We start from the raw sequence: 20,720 nt of genomic DNA, 5'->3' as shown, positions 1-20,720 counted from the left end.
TCAGTATATTAGAAGAATAACATCACTCATTTTTCTAATGAAAAAAACCAATGCTTCCACTAAAAGTAGTGAATTAAATTCAGTTTTAAGTTCTCATTTCCAAGGTAAGATCAATTTGGCAAGAATCAAACTCATATCACATTTCATTATCGCCCTCTGTAAGGTACAGACAGTTACCTTTGAAAAGGTAGCCAACGCTTTTGAGACCTCAGTAGATTCGAAGTCATCACTCAGACGTATTCAAAGATTTATTGCTGATTATTCGTTGGATGGAGATTTGATCGCTCGTCTTATATTTAGTCTCCTTCCTAAGCAAGAGGGATTGATCTTGAGTATTGATAGGACCAATTGGAAGTTTGGTCAGACCAACATCAACATTTTTATGTTGGGAGTTGTCTATAAAGGTGTTGCCTTCCCATTGTTATTTACTATGTTAGATAAGCCAGGGAACTCTAACAGTCAGGAGCGTATTGATCTTGTGAATCGTTTCATAAGACTTTTTGGCAAAGATGTTATTAAATCCATTGTAGCCGATAGAGAGTTTGTAGGTAATCATTGGTTGGATTTCTTGAATACAAATGGAATCAAATATTATATCCGCATTCGAAACAACTTTAAGGTAGAGCTTCCTGATAAGAACAAAACCATCAAAGTATTTCACTTGTTTAATCCACATAAGATCAATGAGTTTGTGTATTATCCTAAAATTGTACGTGTTAATGGTCAGCTTTGTTTCCTTTCCGGATGCAAGTTGTACCCAAAAAATGGAAAGCCTGATTTCTTAATCATTGTATCGTTCAACGCTCCTGATAAGGCCTTTGAACAATACAAAGAACGATGGCAGATAGAGATGTGTTTTAAAGCAATGAAAGCCAGTGGCTTTGATATTGAAAACACACACCTGCAAGATATTAAGCGTATTGAAAAATTAGTACTGCTTGTAATGATGGCTTTCGTATGGTGTTACAAAGTTGGTATATATTTACATCAGATTAAGCCTATCAAAATAAAAAAGCATGGAAGAATGGCTAAAAGCATATTCAAATATGGATTAGATTATATCGCTTCTGTGCTATTAAACCCTGTAAATCAAAACAATATGAACTTGACTAAATTTTTGTCATGTACTTAGCGTATTTCTATTATTTCTATTAGCTATACAAGTTACTTTTTCTCAATCTAAAATAACAGGTAAAATTTTAGACTCAGAGAATCTCTCAATTGAAGGAGCTAATATCGTTTTAGAAAATGATACACAGAAATTAAAAGGAGTAACTTCAGATATTGACGGAGATTTTACAATAACTATAACCGAAGCTGGTAGTTATAATGTAAGTATAAGCTATGTTGGATTTCAGACTTATAACAAAACAATTAATATTGTAAAAAATCAGAATTTAAATTTAGGTACAATTATTCTTCAAGAATCTTTACAATCTGTTGAGGTTATTGGTAGGGTAAGAAAAGATTATAATAGTGATTATTCTTTCTCGGCAACCAAAACGGCTATAAAAAATAAAGAATTGCCACAAGCTGTAGCTTCAGTTACCAAAGAATTATTGGCAGATCGTCAAGCATTTCAATTAGTAGATGCAGTCAAAACAGTGAGTGCTGTTTCTGCAACTGGTATTTACAATCACTATAATATTAGAGGTATTACACAAGCAGACGATGGGCAAATGTTAAACGGAATGCGTACGCGTCAATACTACTTTTTACAACCAATTACTTCGCATTTAGAGCGTGTAGAAGTTATAAAAGGACCTTCTTCTGTAACTTTTTCGAGTGCAGATCCTGGAGGAACTGTAAATATGGTTACTAAAAAACCATTGGCAGAAAAAAGAAGCTCAATTGGCTTTACTACAGGAAGTTTTGGAACTTTAAGGGCTACTGCAGATTTTACAGGCCCTTTAAATGAAGATAAAACATTATTATATCGTTTTAATGCGGCTTTTCAAGATGCAGATTCTTTTAGAGATGTTGTAAATAACAATGCTATTTTAATAAATCCGTCTTTAAGTTATGTGCCAAATGATAAAACATCATTAAATGTTGAAATGATTTATAACAATTCTGAAGGTAATTTAGATAGAGGTCAGCCAATTTTCGGAGCAATTAATGGCGAATTTGATTTGAATAGTACTCCAATTACAAGAAATGTTGGTGCTTCAAGCGATCATTACAAAACCAACGAATTGATATTTATGGCAAATTTTAGTCAAAAATTTACAGATAACTTTGGTTTTAATGCGCAGTTTATGAAGCAAACTTGGGATGAAGATTTAGCAGAACATCGTTTTGACGGAACAGCAGTTGATATTGATGGAAATGTAATACCTACATTGGCAAGATTACGTTATGATGAAAGACAACAATTCTGGGAAACAGATAACTTTAGCGCCTATTTTACATATGATATTAAAACGGATAACATCACCAACAAATTATTGGTTGGTTATGATGCCACACGATGGGAAAGAAAAATTGGAGCAGGGTTTTTACGTGCCAGAAGATATTTAACAGTAAGCGGTGGTCAAGCTAATTTTAATCCAGCTAATGCAGCTAACTTTCAGCAAATGGTTGTAGATGGTGTAACTATGCCAGTCCCTGCAGTTCCACATTTTAATTTGGCAAATCCTTTTAACGGTACCAGAAATACAAATGCCTATAATTTAGCTCAACTATCAATACCAGCAAACTTAAATACATCAAACGGATTTTATATTCAAAACCAGTTTAAAGTTGGTAAATTTTCAGTCTTATTAAATTTAAGATATGAAACTTTTACAGATATTTTTGATTACAAAGGAGACGATCAAGAATTTAAAACAAGTGCTTTTGTACCAAGAATAGGTTTAACGTACGAGGTAACTAAAGATATTAGTGCGTATGCAACGTATTTAGAAGGTTTTCAGCCACATACAAACACAGTATCTTTATCGCCAACTGCAGAAGGCTTCTTTTGGGCAGCTTCACCAGCAAGGTTTGATCCTTTAGAAAGTTCTTTACAAGAAATTGGTGCAAAAGGTGAATTTTTAAACGGAAAAATCTTTGCAAACTTTGCAGTTTTTAATATCACTCAAAAGAATATCTTATTGGGAGATACGTACGATTTAGATAACTTAACAACAAGAGGTGAGCAAAGAAGTAGAGGTTTTGAAACAGATATTTCTGGTTATGTATTACCAAACTTACAATTAACAGCTTCTTATGCATATACAAATGCTACTATTGAAGAAGACGCAATTGCAGAATTTATTGGAGAAAGAATTGGTGGCGCTCCAAAACACAATGCAAATTTTTGGGGACGTTACGATTTTATGGACAAGACCTTAAAAGGAATTGGAATTGGTTTTGGTGCACAATATGTAGACGAACGTTTTACTTGGTATAACCCAACTTACGATACAAACAGAGTATTATTACCAGATTATACCGTTTTTGATGCTGCTATTTATTACAAACCAAATAATACAAATATGCAGTTAACTTTAAAAGTAAATAATTTATTTAATGAAACTTATTGGTTAGGTGGTTTAAATCCTTCAAGATTAGGGCCAGGAGCACCAAGAAATTTCTTGTTAAACGCCACTTATAATTTTTAAATTTTATGAAAAAAGCAGTTGTTATTTTAATAGCAAAACAATTTTTTAAAAAGACCTTTAGTAATAAAGGTCTTTTAATACTATTGTTTATTTTCTTAGCAGTTTTGGCTTATGTAACCACTAATAGTTGGCTTACTTTTGAGAAACAGCATCATGTGGTAGAACATCATCAAAAAGAATCAAGAAAAAGTTGGGATAACAATCCAGATAAGCATCCGCATAGAATGGCACATTTTGGATCTTTTGTATTTAGACAACAACATCCTTTAAGTATTTTTGATTCTGGTATAGAAACTTATACTGGTAATGCCATTTTTTTAGAAGCACATAAACAACATACTGCCAATTTTTCTGAAGCAAGTTTATCAACAGGTTTAGTTCGTTTTGGTGATTTAAATATTACCATGCTTTTACAATTAATTTTACCACTGATATTGTTTTTCTTAGGTTATGCTGCGATTACATCAGAAAAAGAAAATGGAACTTTAAAAATAATGCACATGCAAGGTGCAACTATAAAAGAGATTCTTTTAGGTAAATCTTTGGGTTTGTTCTTTATTTCAGCAATTTTCTTTTTGCCTGCATTTTTGTGTTTGTGGTGCATTTCTTTTATAGAAAGTGATGCTATTAATAGTGCTATTGTTTTAAGATGCTTATTAATAACGGTAAGTTATCTGCTTTTTTATATGATTTTATGTTGCGTAACGATTTTAATTTCAGGAAAAAGTAGTAGTTCTAACAAATCTTTATTAAGTGTATTAGGCGTTTGGTTGTTGTTTTTTATAATTGTGCCTAAAATGGCACAAGTTGTTGGAAATTCTTTACATCCAAATCTTTCTAAAATAGCTTTTAAAGCGGCTATTGAAGAAGAAATTTCTAAACAAGGAGATAGTCACAATCCAGATGATCTGGATATGCAACAAAAAATGGTACAAAAAGTTAAGCTACATTTTTGATTTGATATAATTTTTCAAATTCGATGATATTTTTGTAACCAAGAGCAGAATGTCTTCTGTATCTGTTGTACCAAGTTTCTATGTATTCAAAGACTTTAATTTGAAGACTTTTGTTGGATATAAACTTATTGTCTATCATTAGTTCTGTTTTGATTGTTTTAAAAAAAGATTCAGCTACTGCATTATCCCAACAGTTTCCTTTTCTACTCATACTGGGTGTTACATGATAACTTTTAAGGATATTAACAAACGCATGAGATGCGTATTGTACACCTCGATCAGAATGAAAAATCATACCTTCACAAGGCATTCTGTTGTTTACAGCCATTCTCCATGCAGCAATGATAGTTTGTCTTGCTTTGAGTCCATTGCTCAAAGACCAACCAATGACTTTACGATCAAACAGGTCAATAATTACCGTTAAGTACAGCCATCCTTGTGCAGTCTTTAAATAGGTAATATCAGAAACCCATTTCTGTGCAGCAGCGGTAGCTTTAAAATCTCTATCCAATACATTATCAGCTACTGGATATTGATGCTTAGAATCTGTCGTGACAACAAATTTCTTTTTACGAACTGCTTTAATCCCGTGTTTTTTCATCAATCGTGCTACCCTAGACCTAGATACTTTAAACCCTTTAGCTTTGAGTTCCTCTGTAATTCTAGGACTTCCATAAGTAGATTTACTTCGCTCACAGATACGGTGAATCTCAGAGAGTAGCATACGATTTTTTCCATCTCTATCTGATGGAACATAATTCTTACTCCTGTAATAACTGTTTCTACTAATTTTAAAAATTTTACACATCTTCCCAACCGGATATTCTCTACTGTAATCTTTGATAAATTTCAATACTTCCGATCGCTCTTGGAGAAGATGCTCACGGCATTTTTTAAGATATCCCGCTCCATGGTAACATCCTTGAGCTGTTTACGTAATCGCTCTAACTCTTTCTGATCTTCTGTGAGTTGTTTGACGCCATTACCGCTAAAAGCTAAATCAGGACGCTGTTCTAATTCTCTACGCCATCTGTAAATAAGATCTGCACTGATTCCCAATTCCATGGCAATCTGCTTTGTGTTACCTCGTACATTGCTTAATTCTACTGCTTTAATTTTAAACTCTTTACTGTATTTTCTTCGTTTCATATGGTTAAGTTATTTTAGATAAAATTAGCTTAACTCTTTGTCACTCTAAATGTAGCAAGTCCAACAATTGCCTGCAATTGTAACACTTTTTAGTTGGTTTGTGTTAGCATTATTAGTTATGACCAGATTTTCTAACCGCTTTAAAATTATTTAGATATGTATATACTATTAATTAAACAATTTTTTAGATCTAAAACAGTTTTGTTAGCCTTCGGAATTTTAATGGTTTTAGGTTTTTTAAGTATTGGAACAGGAAAACAGTTTTTGAATCAAAAAAAAGAAGTAGTTGAAAAGGCTAAAGTAGAACAAGAAAAACATATTGCAAAACAAGTAAAGTTTCATAAAGATGATTTGGGTCTTTTATTGTATTATTTAAAGTTCTCTTATATAAATCCTGTTAATTCTTTAGCTGGAATTTCTATTGGGCAAAGTGATTTAAATTCTCATATTCAAAATATAAAAATATTAAACATTGAAGGTCAAAAATATGATACAGATTTGATAAACCCAATGCGATTGCATGTGGGAAATTTAGATCTCAGTTTTTTAATTATTTTTCTTTTTCCGTTAATTATAATTGCGTTAAGTTTTAATATTTTATCCGAAGAAATAGAAAAAGGAACTTGGAAATTAGTTACTATTCAAGGAAAATCGTCATTTCAATATCTATTAAAAAAATTCTCAATAAGAATTCTTTTTATTTTTACGGTGTTAGGTTTTTTGTTTTTACTTGCTAAAATTATTTTGCAAATTCCTTTTACTAATGGTTTTTTACAGATGATAATTATTAGTTATTTGTATTTACTATTTTGGTTTGCGCTCTGTTTTTATACAATTCTACTAAGAAAATCATCAAGTACAAATGCAATTGTATTGTTGAGTACTTGGTTAATTTTAGTTGTTTTCTTACCAGTTTTGGTAAACAACTATATTGCAAATTCGTATCCTGTTGACGAGGCTTTTACCATGACTATTAAGCAAAGAGATGAATATCATAAAAGATGGGATACAGATAAAAAAGCAACTATGGATAAATTTTATGCACACTATCCACAATTTTCTGGATACAAATTGCAAGAAGAAGGTTTTTCTTGGTTGTGGTATTATGCAATTCAGCAAATGGGAGATGATGAATCTAAAGAAGAGCGAGATGCGATGTATCTTAAAATTGAAAAAAGAGAAGCATTGAGTAAAAAAATTAGTCAGTTTTTTCCGCCATTACAAATGCAATTGTCTATGAATGCAATTGCAAATACAAGTTTAACAGATCACGTAAATTTTTTAAATGCAACTACTAATTTTCATGAAGATTTACGTTTACAATTTTATCCTAAAATTTTCGACAAATTACCTGCAAATTCAGTAAACTGGAATACTTTTAAGCCAGAATTTTTTAAACCTGAAAGTGAATTTAATTTGATAGAAAATATATTTTATACAGCTTTGATTACCATGTTTTTAATAGGTTTTGGGCTTTTAAAAAATTTAAAACATTTACATAAATGAATAACTAAATTTGTAAAAAAGCCCCTTAAGAATTAGTTCTTATGGGGCTTTTTTGAATAAAACAAAAAAGTAAAACAATAAACTAAGGATTAAAAATGGATATTTTCTCTTAAATTAATTCATCAATTTTAGTTTCCAAAATTTGAGTTAATTCTTTTTTTAATGATAGATTATTTAATATTCCTTTATGATACTTGAACCCACCCACTGATCTTTCTTGCCACCACCTTAAATTACTGTACAAATACTCGTTTTTACACCCTTTGAGTGCCTTTTTATCAAACAATAGCAATCTACTCCATTTATTCAACAACAGGCTCTTAAATGAATTGAAATCAAAATTCACAAGATCGTTTACATTAAAAATTCCTAGGTTATTCAAATCTCTCATTTTTTTAAATGCTATTTCGATTCTTAAAATATCCTTATCAAAACCAGAATCTTTATTTCTACGATGCATCCCTTTATCATAAATTTTAAACAAGTACCTATTATGTTTACAAACTTTATACGAACCTTCCGATTTTGTATACTGACTCTGGAAAGGTTTTCTTATGTGAAGCAATAAACCACCTATAACATCTTTAGAAGTAAAATTATTATTAGTTAGATTAAGGTTAACCCCTACTTCTAACTGTAAAAGTCTAAAACCAAAAACAGGAACTCCAATTTCCATCTGAATTTGATCCATAGTATACCTAAAATACAACTGAAATAGATGCATTCACTGCAACACAGACTTTAACCCGGATTCTAAGCATGTTTGTAAACAACTATTTTTTCATAAGAAATGTTAATTCTTAGCAGGGGTATATAAAAAACCCATTTTTATCCTTACTTTTGCTGCCGGTTAGAAAATATATGGAAACGAAAAACAAGAAAAAATCCAGAGCCAAATTACTACATCAGTATTATTCTTATACGGGATTTTACAAATTCATTTTAGGAAGCCTAAAAAAAGTTGCCTTACCTGTTCTTATTATCATAATTGTTTTATTCTTATTTAACAGATATGTATTTACCATTGATGACGGGCTAAAACTTTTAAATGAATCTTTCTCCAAAGCGGGAGTTTTTACCACTTTTTTTATTTCCGAAACCATTTTAGGGTTAATACCACCGGAAATATTTATTGGATGGTCTAAAAAAACAGCTAGTCCAACAATAAATTTATCCATTTTAGCGATGCTATCTTATAGTGGAGGTATGATTTCTTATTTTATCGGCAAAGTGGTATTAAAAATAAACCGTTTTAAAAATTATCTGGAGATAAAAATGGAAAAACAAATTAAAAATACCCGTAAATGGGGCGGTTTTTTAATTGTTGTAGGAGCAATGCTACCGGTTCCGTTTTCCATTACCTGTATGGCTGCGGGTATGATTAAATACCCTTTTAAAGGGGTTGTGTTTTTTGGATTGTTCAGATTTTTACGTTTTGCTGTCTATGCCTGGGCAATTTTCAAAGTGGTAAGTTAGCTTTATGGGATTAACAAATAACGATATTTTAAAAAAACTAAGAGTTGCGCATAAATTACGTGATGAAGATATTGTAAGCATTTGCGCTTTGGTAGATTTTAAGGTTTCGAAATCAGAACTAGGGGCTTTCTTTAGAAATAAAAACCACCCTAAATACATGGAATGCGGAGATCAAATACTACGGAACTTTTTAAATGGGCTCATTGTCCACTTACGTGGGCCAATGCCTAAAAAAGATTCCTGACGCAACCTCAATTTATTTCAATTTTTGAACTTTTCGGGGCAGATTTAAAATGGCAAATCATCCGGTTCTTCGCTTGTTAAATCAGGAGCCGGTTCAAATTGCTCTGTAGGAGGCAATTGCTGGGCAGGTGTCGGTTGGGTTAAACTTTCAATTCGCCAGCCCTGAACAGAATTAAAATATTTTGCTTCTCCTTCCGGATTAATCCACTCTCTACCTCTTAGATTGATAGAAACTTTTACATCCTGCCCTGCAGTATAATTATTTAAAAGTTCTACTTTATCCTGAATGAACTCAATAAGGATCATTTGAGGATACTGCTCGTCAGTAGTAACTACCAATTCTCTTTTTCTAAAACCGTTATTTCCAAAAGTCTGGGTTTCGCCAATTAGCTTAATTTTACCTATAACTTCCATATTTTTTATTTTATTAAAAGTACTTTCCAGGCACTTTCTACATCATTTTTATTTAAATACGCTTGTGCAAATGTATGTTTTTTTAATTCTTCCAGCCCTATAAACTCCGGATGTTCTTTAGTAAAGTTATCAACATCTACCTGTGTTGGGATCGATGGCACATTCCCCAATACTCCTAAATTATTTCCTGTTAACACACTGCTATTTCGTATCGTTTCCGGGATCATATCCACTCCTACCCCAAGTGTGGCAACAGGTTTTGGGATTTCAAAAAACCCATCTTTTGCTCTGGTATAAAAATTTCCGCCTGCTCTTCCAACCAAATCAATTTTATATTGATCTATAGTGTTATTTTCGTCTAATACGGTTTCAGAGATATGAATTTTTAAAATTTCACAAACTATTAAATTTCCCGCACCACCTTCTGTTCCCGTGTATATAATATCGTTAACCTTACATTCAAATTGTACGGGAGATTCCGCTACTCTAAAAGGTTTGATAAGATCTGAGGGTAACATTGTGAACCCTGCTTTTATAAACTCATTTACACCTTTGGCATACTCGGTACTACTTAAAGATACTTGCTGTACCATATCATAAGTAACAACATTCACCACCACTTCTTTTGTTTTCTCCGCATTTTCCAGAGTGTGTTTCGTGGTATTATCCCGCACTCTCCTGGCCGGAGAAAATACCAACAACGGAGGATTGGAACTAAAAACATTAAAGAAGCTAAACGGAGACAAATTAGGCGATTCGTTTTCGCTAATTGTACTGGCAAGCGCAATGGGTCGTGGTGCTACGGCATCTAATAAATAGCTGTGTAACTTACCGGTTGCAATTTCTTTTGAATCTATAGAGAGCATGCACTACATTTTTATTGAATGTAAATATAATGAACTCGTTTAGACTTTTTGAATTTGCTAAAAAATTGCTGTTTTCCGCTCTGTTTTTGTCTTTTTTTCCTTCCGTAGCGCTATGCAACTCAAAAAAAGCCTTCAACAGAGCTAAAAACTTCTAATTTTCGCTTAAACCCAAAAAGTCTAAACGAGTTCACTATCAAATTTGCAAAGTAGTTATATGCCATAATAGTTATATTTCTTCTGTAAAAAACTAAATTTTGATTAAAAAAAATACAAAATTTAGTTTCACTTCAGCAACCACTTCGTTAGTCCATAAATTTTTTTCATTTGTTTTTTGTGAATTTTCAAATGAAAAAATTCATGTACTTTTGACCTATGTCTGTATTTGAAAATACTATTGTTTTAAAACGAATTGCCATTGCAATTTCGGTTGTCATCGTTTCTTTAATTCTCTGGAATACATTTATATTTTTCCAAAAATTTAAGACGGAAGAACGTCTTAAGATGGAAATTATAGCCATTGCTCAGAAGCAGTTAAATAATTTGGATTTGGAAGCGGATGCCGAATTGTCTTTTGCCATTATTTCAAGTAATAATAATATTCCCATGATTTTAGTTGATCAAGACGGAAATATTTTAAAGGGTGAAGAGGGGTATCGGAATTTAGATTCCATAAAAGCAAAAAAGCCCAATTATTTAAAGCGGCAATTAGAGATTATGAAAAGAGAAAATACCCCTATAGAAATCAGTTATAAAGGAAAAAGCAAGCAATATATTTATTATCGAAATTCGGATTTATTAAACAGGTTAAGCTATTATCCGCTGGCACTCATTTTGATTATTGTGTTATTCCTGACGGTTATTTATATGTTCTTCAACACCAGTAAAGTTTCCGAACAGAATAAGTTATGGACGGGAATGGCAAAGGAAACAGCACATCAGATAGGTACACCTTTATCTTCTTTGCTGGGGTGGATTGCTATCTTAAAACAAAAACATACACATGATGAGTATATAGAAGAAATAGAAAAAGATGTTGAAAGGCTAAATACCATTGCAAATCGATTTTCTAAGATTGGGTCTGTACCGGAGTTAAAACAGGTAGATATCGTTGCTGTTACCAAAACATCTTTTGATTATCTGGAAAGACGGAGCTCTAAACAAATTGCATTTCATTTTATAAATAAAATTAATGGTAATACTTATATGCATGTAAACACCGAATTATTTAGTTGGGTAATAGAAAACCTGATAAAGAATTCAGTAGACGCTATGAAAGGAAAAGGAGTATTAACATTACAAACGGAATCATCTGACAAAAAAGTAAAAATTACGGTTTCAGACACAGGGAAAGGAATACCCAGATCGTTATATAAGAAAATTTTTAAACCCGGGTTTACTACCAAAAAACGGGGTTGGGGTCTGGGATTATCACTGTCCAAACGAATTATAGAAGATTACCATAAAGGAAAAATCTTTGTACTAAAATCCGAAACAAGTAAAGGAACGAGTATTCAAATTCAACTATACAAAGTTTTCTGAAATGGCATTTGCCAGTGCAGTAAACTCTTCATGACTGAAGGTCTCTTTTTTTACAAATTGCATATCTGCCATTTGATTAATGGGAATCAGATGTACATGCGTATGTGGCACTTCCAGACCTACAACACTCATCCCAACTCTCTTACAGGAGACGGTTTTTTCTATGGCTTTTGCCACACGATATGAAAACTGCATCAATCCGGTGTATGTGTTCATATCCAGATCAAAAATCTTATCCGCTTCTTTTTTGGGTACTACCAGGGTATGCCCTTTTGCATTTGGACGAATATCCAAAAAAGCAAAGTACTCCTCATTTTCAGCTACTTTATAACCGGGAATTTTTCCTTGTATGATCCGAGTAAAAATGCTCATATGTTCGTAATGTGTACTAATTTGCAACCAAAATATTACTTATTTTACCTGAAAACTTCTATAATTTCAAATTTCATAATGCCCTTGGGGACCTGAATTTCTGCAATATCTCCTTCCTGTTTTCCCAACAACCCTTTTCCTATGGGAGAGTTTACCGAAAGTTTATGATTTCTGATATCCGATTCGGAATCTGCAACCAGCGTATAGGTAAATTCTGTTCCGTTAGCAGTATTTTTTATTTTCACATGGGAATGAATTAAGGCTTTTGAAGCGTCTAATTGAGATTCGTCTATGATTCTGGCATTTGCCACTACATTTTTTAGTTTGGCAATCTTCGTTTCCAATAAAGACTGCTCTTCTTTTGCTGCGTGGTATTCGGCATTTTCGCTTAAATCACCTTTATCTCTTGCCTCGGCAATTTCTTGTGTCACTCTTGGCCTTTCTTCTTGTTCTAATTGTAAAAGCTCGTCTTTTAACTTTTTTAGCCCTTCTTCTGTGTAATACGAAATTTCACTCATAATCTACTGTAAATTAAAAATTAATCCGCCTGTAACAGCTTTTAATGCTGTTGTTAAAAACAGAAAATCTCATTACTTTTATCAGTATGAGACCAGATAACAAATGTACAAAATATTTGTAAATAGGCTTCGTTTAAAGTATAGTATTAATTTTTTTACTAGTGAAAAGATTTTTTTATTTTCTCTTGATAGCGACTTGTAGTTGTAGTAACGACGGGGTTGCAGATAGTTGTTTTACAAATATTATTGTTGAAGAAATCATAAATTTAGAGTTACCGCAATTCATTAATGCGAGAGTTCCGGGCGGATGGAGTTATACAACCGGAGGGCATAACGGCATTGTTATTTTTAACTTAAACGGTTCTCAATTTAAAGCATATGACAGGCGTTGTCCGGAGCAGGATCAGGCAACATGTAGCCCTATGATTGTCGAAAACAGTATCATTTTAAAATGTACTTGCGATGCTAATGAATATAATATTTTAAATGGTTCTCCGCTTACACAGGATGCAACTTGTTTTGCAAAAGAATACGCTGTTCAAATCATCACCCCTACGGTTATCAGAATTACTAATTTTTAATCGTTCTTTACGGGCTAGATTATTATTTTTGCACAAAAATATCGATAATTATTTTGAAAGATTATTTTTCTTCCCATTTTAAATTAGGCGTTTTAGGAGGAGGGCAGTTAGGTAAAATGTTATTGCGGGAAACTCAAAAATGGGATATCTATACTGTTGTTTTAGATGCTTCAAATGAGGCTCCCTGTGCAGAAATTTGTAATGAATTTCATCAAGGCGATTTGTTGGATTTCGACACTGTTTATCGTTTTGGAAAACAAGTAGATCTGTTGACCATTGAAATTGAGAATGTCCATATTGATGCACTTGACAAATTGGAATCAGAAGGGTTGACTATTTATCCAAAACCAAAAAATATCAGAATTATCCAAGATAAAATAAAACAAAAATTATTTTACACGGATCATCAAATCCCTACAACTGCATTTTATCGTTTTGTTTCCCGAGAAGAAGTAAAACACGCATACCTAAACAGTTCTCTTACATTGCCTTTCGTATGGAAGGCAGCACGTTTTGGATACGATGGAAACGGAGTAAAAGTGATTCGCAATCATGCTGATTTGGAACGTTTGCCAAATGTGGCATGTATTGCAGAAGAATTGGTTCCGTTTAAAAATGAATTGGCTGTTATCATAGCAAGAAATTTGAATGGTGAAACAAAAACATATCCTGTGGTGGAAATGGAATTTCATCCGGAAGCAAACCAGGTAGAATATGTTATTTGTCCGGCAAGGATTGATGCTACCATTGCAAAAGAAGCCCAGAAAATAGCATTGAAAGTTGCAGATGCTTTTGATTTTGTTGGTTTATTGGCCGTAGAGATGTTCCAAACTCACGAAAATAAAATAGTTGTCAACGAAGTTGCTCCAAGGACACATAATTCCGGACATTATAGTATAGAAGCCGGTTATACCAGCCAATTTGAACAGCACTTACGCAGTATTTTGAATTTGCCTTTGGGGAATACTGCCAGTAAAGTAGCCGGAGTTATGGTAAATTTGGTAGGTGAAGAAGGATATACGGGAGAAGTCATTTATGAAAATATAGAAACCATTTTAGCTATGGAAGGAGTTACTCCGCATATTTACGGAAAAAAAATCACAAAACCTTTTCGTAAAATGGGACATGTTACTACTGTAAATGAAGATGTAAACGAAGCCAGAAAAATTGCTCAACAAGTTAAAGAAACCGTACGGGTAATAAGTAAATAATGTTATTTCTTTACCTCAAACTTAAGGCACTATTTTTACATGGATGCTATAAAAATAACGATTTAAATCCTTAAATCAGAATACGTTTTGTACATTTATAGTTAGTAATAAATCGAAAAGTTAGTACATAAAATTCCACTTCTTTTCCTATATATGAATGTTGTACAAGACCTAAAAACGTACAGACGAAATATTTCCAAAATCAAAATTAATTCCTAAATTTGCCAAATAACGTCAAGACAGAGTTATGTCAACAATATTTGGTAACAGACTCAAAACCCTTCGGGAGAAACAAAAAATCCCTCAAAGACAGTTGGCTTCCGTATTGGAAATCGACACAGCGACCTATTGCAAAATCGAGAAAGGCGACAGACGAGCAAAACGTAAACAAGTAGCAACTCTTGCGGAGTTATTGCAGACAGACACCAAAGAACTTTTACGATTGTGGTCGGCAGACAAAGTTTATGACCTAATTGCTGACGAAGATGAAGCAACACAAATCTTAAATGTAGTTGCCGAAAATATTACATATTACAAACGCCAAAAAACAAAAGCATGAAGCCACTAGTCAAATACAGAGGCGGAAAATCAAAAGAAATCCCATACATAGAAAAACATATTCCTGATTTCAATGGCAGATATATTGCGCCATTTTTTGGTGGTGGAGCCTTATTTTTTCACTTAGGACCCAAGAAGGCAATCATCAATGATATCAATTCCAAACTGATGGATTTTTATAAAGACGTGAAATCAGACTTTAAAACATTAAAAAAAGAACTTTTTGAAATTGAAAAAACTTACAAAACCAACCGTAAAAAATTTGAAGAACTAAAAGCCAAAACACCAACTGAAAGAGTTCCTGACGAAAACGAAACACTTTACTACCAAATTAGAGATATGTTTAATGATTTGGTTGAAAAAAAATACTCTGATGCTCTATTATATTTCTTTATTAACAAAACTGCGTATTCGGGAATGGTACGCTACAATTCCAAAGGTGAGTTCAATGTACCTTATGGACGTTATAAAAATTTGAATACATCATTAGTAACAAAAAACCACAATCAATTACTCGCCAATACGGAAATATATAACTTTGACTATAAAGCCATTTTTGAAATGGCAAGAGAAGATGATTTTATGTTTTTAGACCCGCCTTATGACTGTGTATTTTCGGACTATGGAAATATAGAATACAAAGATGGTTTCAACGAAAAAAACCACACCGAATTAGCCAATGCTTACAAAGAATTAAACTGCAAAGCATTAATGGTTATTGGACGAACACCGCTAACCGAAAAATTATACGGAGATATGATTGTGGACGAATATGGAAAATCATATGCTGTAAACATTAAGAATATATTTAAAGCAGAAGCAAGTCATATACTTATTTCCAACTATGGCAATGAAGCATTAAAACGAGAACCCAAACTAATATTAGAAGAAGAATCAGCTTCTTATGGCCAGAATTGACAGCAAAGTGATTTTCGTTACTACATCTCCGAGAACTCCGGCTAAAATGATACCGGAAATTGAGTTATTGAACACTCATTTTGCAGGGCAAAAATGGAATACCGAAACACAACGAGTTTTTATGGAATTGTTGAAAGAGGAAAACTTTTTCAACGGGCAAGGAGCAAAAGATCCTGCATTCAGTGCAAGAGACAGAATAAACCGAGCACCAAAGGCTCTTGGTTTTGTAATTCTTTCGCCGAAAATTAGCTTAACACCAGCAGGAACGGAATTAATAAATTCAAAACGTAAGAACGAAATCTTTTTAAGGCAACTTCTCAAATTCCAAGTTCCTTCCCCATATCACAAACCATCTGAAAAATCCACAGATTTCTGGGGCAAACCTTACCTTGAATTATTTCGTTTAGTTCGTCATTTTGGTTCACTAAAATTTGACGAATTGATGTTTTTCGGTTTGCAATTAGTTGATTACAGAAAGTTTGATAGAATTGTCCAAAAAGTTAATGAATTTAGGACAGCTAAAGCCCAAAATGAAGGCAATTATAAAAAATTCCGCAAAGAATATTTAGATAAAGAACTACGGGAAATATATCAGGAGGACATCATTGCAGGAAATATAAAAACAAGGGAAACGAATGATACGTCTATCTCAAAATTCCTGAAAACTAAAGCGAGTAATATGCGAGATTATGCTGATGCCTGTATTCGTTACATACGAGCAACGGGATTAGTAAACATTTCACATATTGGAAAATCCGTTTCAATAGCACCTGAAAAAATTCAGGAAGTAGATTTCTTTTTGGAACACGCAAACCGAGAACCCATTTTTATTGATAACGAGAAGCAATATATAAACTATTTAGGCAATGCGGAAACTCCCACTTTGCTTTTTGACAATCGTGAATTACTTGAACAAAAAATTGCTTCCGAGTTCCCTAATATTCATATCAGCAATGAAATGAGTTTACACCAACTCAAAGAGATTTTTGCAGACGAATTAGAAAAACGTAAGGAGCAAATTCTTACCGAGCAAGTAACAGCAATCAAAGATTATCGATTGTTTGATGAAATAAACTCAACATTTGACCAGATACTTGACAATTCACTTTACGATACTCCTTTGATGCTTGAATGGAACACTTGGAGGGCAATGACAATGTTGAACGGAGGCAGCATAAAAGCCAATTTAAAGTTTGACGATTTTGGAAATCCAATGTCCACGGCACAGGGAAATATGCCTGATATAGTTTGTGATTATGGGGACTTTGGATTGACTGTAGAAGTAACTATGCAAGGTGGACAACGACAATATGAAACTGAGGGAGAACCTGTAACCCGACATCTTGCCAAAGTAAAACGAGAAACTAACAAACCTGCTTACTGTTTATTCATTGCACCGAGTATAAATGAAGCTTGTATTGCCCACTTTTACGCATTGCACAAAATGAATATCAGCTATTATGGCGGGAAATCCACTATAGTTCCGCTTCCATTGAGTGTTTTTCTCAAGATGATTGAAGACTCGCATAGAGCAAGTTACATTCCCGAACCACGACACGTACAGCAGTTTTTTGAATGTTCTAATTGATTAGCAGATTCTACGGACAACGGAAAAGATTGGTATAATGGAATAGCACAAAAAGCATTGAATTGGTTGACTGAATAAAAAATAAAAGACGAAAGTATAATGTATCAATTGTGCATCAATCTTGTCTGTCTTGATATATATCTCTTTACCTTTACGATGAATATCTGTAGGATTGACCACCAAGGATTCCCAACCATAAGAAACAAAACAACGATGCGCATAGTAGCTACCACAAAAACCTGATTCATAAGCCACTGAGACTTCATAGTCAGAATAATGCTTTATAGTATAATGTTTCAATTCTTCGGGTTTAGGTACCATGGAAAATAATTTACCAGAAAATAAATCTGTACTGCAACGAATTTTCCAACTGCATTTGTGAATGTCAATGCCTATGTATAACTTTGGTATGGTAGTAATTTGAGTGTTCATATCTTTATATTTTTAGATTTACTTAAAGATGCTCGACTTACTGTTTTTTTATAAATGCTATAATTCATTGTGATATTAGGAGAAAAAAATATAATTTTAACTAACCAATCGGCTAGTTTCAATTGCGGAAAAATCCCCAACATTTTCCACAACGAAATCATAGCTGAGACCGTTGTACAACAAAACATATCTTGAATTTAAAATCATCTAAATAAATAATTTATGATAGGAATTATCATGGGAAGCGATTCAGACCTCCCTGTCATGCAACAAGCAATCGATATCTTAGAGCATTTTGATATTTCAATAGAAGTAGATATTGTTTCTGCACACAGAACTCCCGAAAAATTAGTTGACTATGCTAAAAATGCACATACCCGCGGGATGAAAGTAATCATAGCAGGTGCGGGCGGTGCAGCCCATCTGCCGGGAATGGTAGCTTCCTTAAGCCCTTTGCCTGTCATAGGAGTTCCCGTAAAAAGTAGTAATTCCATAGACGGTTGGGATTCCGTTTTATCCATTTTACAGATGCCGGGAGGTGTTCCCGTAGCTACCGTTGCTTTGGACGGTGCTAAAAATGCAGGTATTTTAGCTGCTCAGATGATCGGAATATCAGATAGATGTGTATTGGATAAAATACAGGCCTATAAGGAGGGATTAAAAATAAAAGCAGAAGAAGCTTCCAAACGTGTTAGAAAGTAATTGTAATTTAGCCAGATATAGTAAAGAAATTACCTTAAATCATTTCGTTATTACATTATGAATCCGCTTTTACAAGAATTTGATACGACTCCTTTTTCTCAAATCAAGAACTCGGATTATAAGCCTGCCATAAAAAAAGCAATTGAAATTACTGCGGAAGAAATTTCAGCCATCACGTCTAACAGAGAAAAACCCGATTTTGAGAATACCATTGCAGCATTAGAGTTTACAGGAGAGAAATTAAACAGAATTACCGGCATTTTTTTCAACTTAAACAGTGCCGAGACCAATGAGGAAATACAAAAAACAGCACAAGAAATTGCTCCCTGGCTCAGTACCTTTAAGAACGATATTGTCTTAAATAAACCACTGTTTACCAGAGTAAAATCCGTATATGATAGAAAAGTGGATTTGAGATTATCTGCTGAGCAGGAAATGTTGTTAGAAAAACAATTTAAGGGATTTTCAAGAAATGGCGCGAATTTAAATGATACGGATAAAAAGGTACTTCGTGAAGTAGATGCTACCCTCTCCAAATTATCTTTACAATTTGGGGAACATGTGCTTGCCGAAACGAACGCATATCAACTGCTTATCATCGATGAAAAACAATTATCGGGTTTGCCTGAAGATGTAAAAGAAGCTGCTAAAATGACTGCTGAAGAAAAAGGAAAAAAGGGATGGGTTTTTACGTTGGACTATCCAAGTTATATTCCTTTTATGACCTATGCGGATGATAGAGATCTGCGGAAACAGCTGGCAATTGCATTTGGTAAAAGAGGGTTTCAAAATACTAAAAATAATAACGAAGACATTGTTTTACAAATTGCAAATCTTCGTCATAAAAGAGCTCATTTATTAGGCTATAAAACACATGCTGATTTTGTATTAGAAGAAAGAATGGCCGAAACACCCGAAAAGGTCATTCAATTTTTAAACGATTTATTGGCAAAAGCAAAACCGGCAGCAGAAAGAGAATTTAAAAAACTTGAGAAATACGCTAAAAAATCAGATGGTATCGATCAATTGCAAAAATGGGACGGAGCGTATTATGCTGAAAAATTAAAAAAAGAAATATTCAACTTAGATCAAGAACTGTTAAAACCTTATTTTCAATTAGACCGTGTAATCAACGGAGTTTTTACAGTTGCAAATAAATTATATGGTTTGAAGTTTGTCGAAGTTTTTGATATGGATACCTACCACAAAGAGGTAAAAACCTATAAAGTGCATGATGCCAATGATTTCTTTATTGCTTATTTATATGCTGATTTTCATCCAAGAGCAGGAAAAAGAAACGGTGCCTGGATGACATCTTATAAACCGCAGCAAATTAAAAACGGCATCAATGACAGGCCTCATATTTCCATTGTTTGCAACTTTACAAAACCTACTCAAACCAAACCTTCTTTATTGACTTTTAATGAAGTAACTACTTTATTCCACGAATTTGGACATGCATTGCATGGCATGCTTGCAAATACTACATATAGCAGTCTATCCGGAACTGCTGTTTCCTGGGATTTTGTGGAATTGCCGAGCCAGATTTTAGAAAATTGGTGTTACGAAAAAGAAGCATTAGCATTATTTGCCAAACATTATAAAACAGGGGAAATGATTCCAATGGAGTATATAGATAAAATTAAAGCATCTGCCAATTTTCAGGAAGGAATGCAAACAGTACGCCAATTGAGTTTCGGATTACTGGATATGAGTTGGCACGGGCAAGATGCTTCGGAAATTGAAGATGTAAAAACATTTGAAACAGTTGTTTTTTCAGAAACCCAATTATACCCTGATGTCCCGGAAAATTGTATGAGTACTTCTTTTTCTCATATTTTTCAGGGAGGATACTCCGCTGGTTACTATTCGTATAAATGGGCGGAAGTTCTGGATGCAGATGCTTTCGAATATTTTTTAGAGAAGGGAATTTTTAATAAAGAGGTTGCCACCCTATTTAAAGAACATGTTTTATCTAAGGGAGGGACTGAAAAACCAATGGATTTATATAAATGTTTCAGAGGAAAAGAGCCAAAACCGGATGCTTTGTTAAAAAGAGCAGGACTACTTTCTAAATAAAGTTAAA

19 protein-coding genes and 2 pseudogenes are annotated in these 20,720 nt (G+C 33.3%); 14 read left to right on the top strand and 7 right to left on the bottom strand.

Annotated features, from left to right (window positions below):
• Positions 1–37 precede the first annotated feature (37 nt).
• Genes GKR88_00755 through GKR88_00745 form a run of 3 tightly spaced genes read left to right on the top strand, consistent with a single transcriptional unit; the run spans position 38 to position 4,561 of the window.
• Positions 38–1,132 (top strand): IS4 family transposase, encoded by a 1,095-nt coding sequence (locus GKR88_00755; protein ID QMU62944.1) that lies wholly within the window; start codon positions 38–40, stop codon positions 1,130–1,132.
• A 25-nt stretch (positions 1,133–1,157) separates the two neighbouring features.
• Entirely contained in the window at positions 1,158–3,605 is a 2,448-nt protein-coding gene (locus tag GKR88_00750; protein QMU62943.1) for a TonB-dependent siderophore receptor, read from the top strand.
• A gap of 5 nt (positions 3,606–3,610) precedes the next feature.
• Positions 3,611–4,561 carry an ABC transporter permease subunit gene (locus GKR88_00745; protein QMU62942.1) on the top strand — a complete coding sequence of 317 codons (951 nt, stop codon included), beginning with the start codon at positions 3,611–3,613 and terminating at the stop codon, positions 4,559–4,561.
• On the opposite strand, the gene GKR88_00740 is transcribed toward GKR88_00745, so the two are convergent.
• Positions 4,545–5,710 (bottom strand): IS3 family transposase gene (locus GKR88_00740; protein QMU62941.1). Its coding sequence is split into 2 segments (ribosomal slippage): positions 4,545–5,446 and positions 5,446–5,710, totalling 1,167 coding nucleotides; the frame shifts between segments, so codons are not numbered across the junction. The two genes, GKR88_00745 and GKR88_00740, sit on opposite strands and share 17 nt — an antisense overlap.
• 156 nt (positions 5,711–5,866) lie before the next feature.
• Between GKR88_00740 and GKR88_00735 the strand changes: the two genes are divergently transcribed.
• Positions 5,867–7,216: a DUF3526 domain-containing protein gene (locus tag GKR88_00735; protein ID QMU62940.1), complete on the top strand. Its 1,350-nt coding sequence runs from the start codon at positions 5,867–5,869 to the stop codon at positions 7,214–7,216.
• Positions 7,217–7,325: 109 nt separating this feature from the next.
• Here GKR88_00735 and GKR88_00730 read toward each other — a convergent pair whose 3' ends face one another.
• On the bottom strand, positions 7,326–7,907 hold the full coding sequence (locus GKR88_00730) for a hypothetical protein (protein QMU62939.1): 582 nt from the start codon (positions 7,905–7,907) through the stop codon (positions 7,326–7,328).
• A 170-nt stretch (positions 7,908–8,077) separates the two neighbouring features.
• Here GKR88_00730 and GKR88_00725 point away from each other — a divergent pair, with 170 nt between their 5' ends.
• Together GKR88_00725 and GKR88_00720 are read left to right on the top strand one after the other, a co-directional pair.
• Positions 8,078–8,692 carry a short-chain dehydrogenase gene (locus tag GKR88_00725; protein ID QMU62938.1) on the top strand — a complete coding sequence of 205 codons (615 nt, stop codon included), beginning with the start codon at positions 8,078–8,080 and terminating at the stop codon, positions 8,690–8,692.
• 4 nt (positions 8,693–8,696) lie between these two features.
• Complete coding sequence (locus GKR88_00720; protein ID QMU62937.1) at positions 8,697–8,936, top strand: DUF1456 family protein; 240 nt, start codon at positions 8,697–8,699, stop codon at positions 8,934–8,936.
• A gap of 44 nt (positions 8,937–8,980) precedes the next feature.
• Here GKR88_00720 and GKR88_00715 read toward each other — a convergent pair whose 3' ends face one another.
• Together GKR88_00715 and GKR88_00710 are read right to left on the bottom strand one after the other, a co-directional pair.
• Positions 8,981–9,349, bottom strand: coding sequence for a DUF3127 domain-containing protein (locus GKR88_00715; protein QMU62936.1), 369 nt, complete (start codon positions 9,347–9,349; stop codon positions 8,981–8,983).
• A gap of 5 nt (positions 9,350–9,354) precedes the next feature.
• Positions 9,355–10,215: a flavin reductase family protein gene (locus tag GKR88_00710; protein ID QMU62935.1), complete on the bottom strand. Its 861-nt coding sequence runs from the start codon at positions 10,213–10,215 to the stop codon at positions 9,355–9,357.
• Between the two features lie 372 nt (positions 10,216–10,587).
• On the opposite strand from GKR88_00710, the gene GKR88_00705 reads away from it, so the two are divergent.
• On the top strand, positions 10,588–11,754 hold the full coding sequence (locus GKR88_00705; GenBank protein QMU62934.1) for a sensor histidine kinase: 1,167 nt from the start codon (positions 10,588–10,590) through the stop codon (positions 11,752–11,754).
• On the opposite strand, the gene GKR88_00700 is transcribed toward GKR88_00705, so the two are convergent.
• Both GKR88_00700 and greA read right to left on the bottom strand, forming a co-directional pair.
• Positions 11,737–12,126, bottom strand: coding sequence for an HIT domain-containing protein (locus GKR88_00700; GenBank protein QMU62933.1), 390 nt, complete (start codon positions 12,124–12,126; stop codon positions 11,737–11,739). The two genes, GKR88_00705 and GKR88_00700, sit on opposite strands and share 18 nt — an antisense overlap.
• A 44-nt stretch (positions 12,127–12,170) precedes the next feature.
• Complete coding sequence (greA, locus tag GKR88_00695) at positions 12,171–12,644, bottom strand: transcription elongation factor GreA (GenBank protein ID QMU62932.1); 474 nt, start codon at positions 12,642–12,644, stop codon at positions 12,171–12,173.
• Between the two features lie 161 nt (positions 12,645–12,805).
• Here greA and GKR88_00690 point away from each other — a divergent pair, with 161 nt between their 5' ends.
• The 5 genes and pseudogenes from GKR88_00690 to GKR88_00670 all read left to right on the top strand — a co-directional run bounded on the left by GKR88_00690 (position 12,806) and on the right by GKR88_00670 (position 17,578).
• Positions 12,806–13,225 carry a hypothetical protein gene (locus GKR88_00690; protein QMU62931.1) on the top strand — a complete coding sequence of 140 codons (420 nt, stop codon included), beginning with the start codon at positions 12,806–12,808 and terminating at the stop codon, positions 13,223–13,225.
• A gap of 53 nt (positions 13,226–13,278) precedes the next feature.
• A complete protein-coding gene (locus tag GKR88_00685; GenBank protein ID QMU62930.1) occupies positions 13,279–14,436 on the top strand; it encodes a 5-(carboxyamino)imidazole ribonucleotide synthase in 1,158 nt (385 codons plus the stop codon).
• A 247-nt stretch (positions 14,437–14,683) separates the two neighbouring features.
• On the top strand, positions 14,684–14,995 hold the full coding sequence (locus GKR88_00680; GenBank protein QMU62929.1) for a helix-turn-helix domain-containing protein: 312 nt from the start codon (positions 14,684–14,686) through the stop codon (positions 14,993–14,995).
• A complete protein-coding gene (locus tag GKR88_00675) occupies positions 14,992–15,912 on the top strand; it encodes a Dam family site-specific DNA-(adenine-N6)-methyltransferase (GenBank protein ID QMU62928.1) in 921 nt (306 codons plus the stop codon). Before GKR88_00680 ends, GKR88_00675 begins: the two co-directional genes overlap by 4 nt.
• A pseudogene (locus GKR88_00670) lies at positions 15,899–17,578 on the top strand (AlwI family type II restriction endonuclease). The gene GKR88_00675 and the pseudogene GKR88_00670 overlap by 14 nt, the downstream one beginning before the upstream one ends.
• A gap of 24 nt (positions 17,579–17,602) precedes the next feature.
• Here GKR88_00670 and GKR88_00665 read toward each other — a convergent pair.
• Positions 17,603–17,932: pseudogene (locus GKR88_00665) on the bottom strand (IS110 family transposase).
• Positions 17,933–18,154: 222 nt separating this feature from the next.
• Between GKR88_00665 and purE the strand changes: the two are divergent.
• Positions 18,155–18,634, top strand: coding sequence for a 5-(carboxyamino)imidazole ribonucleotide mutase (purE, locus tag GKR88_00660; protein ID QMU62927.1), 480 nt, complete (start codon positions 18,155–18,157; stop codon positions 18,632–18,634).
• 57 nt (positions 18,635–18,691) lie between these two features.
• A complete protein-coding gene (locus GKR88_00655) occupies positions 18,692–20,713 on the top strand; it encodes a M3 family peptidase (GenBank protein QMU62926.1) in 2,022 nt (673 codons plus the stop codon).
• Positions 20,714–20,720 lie beyond the last annotated feature (7 nt).

It is taken from the genome of Flavobacteriaceae bacterium, from assembly GCA_014075215.1.
Taxonomy (GTDB): Bacteria; Bacteroidota; Bacteroidia; order Flavobacteriales; family Flavobacteriaceae; genus Polaribacter.
This window is presented reverse-complemented; position numbering and strand designations above follow the sequence as displayed.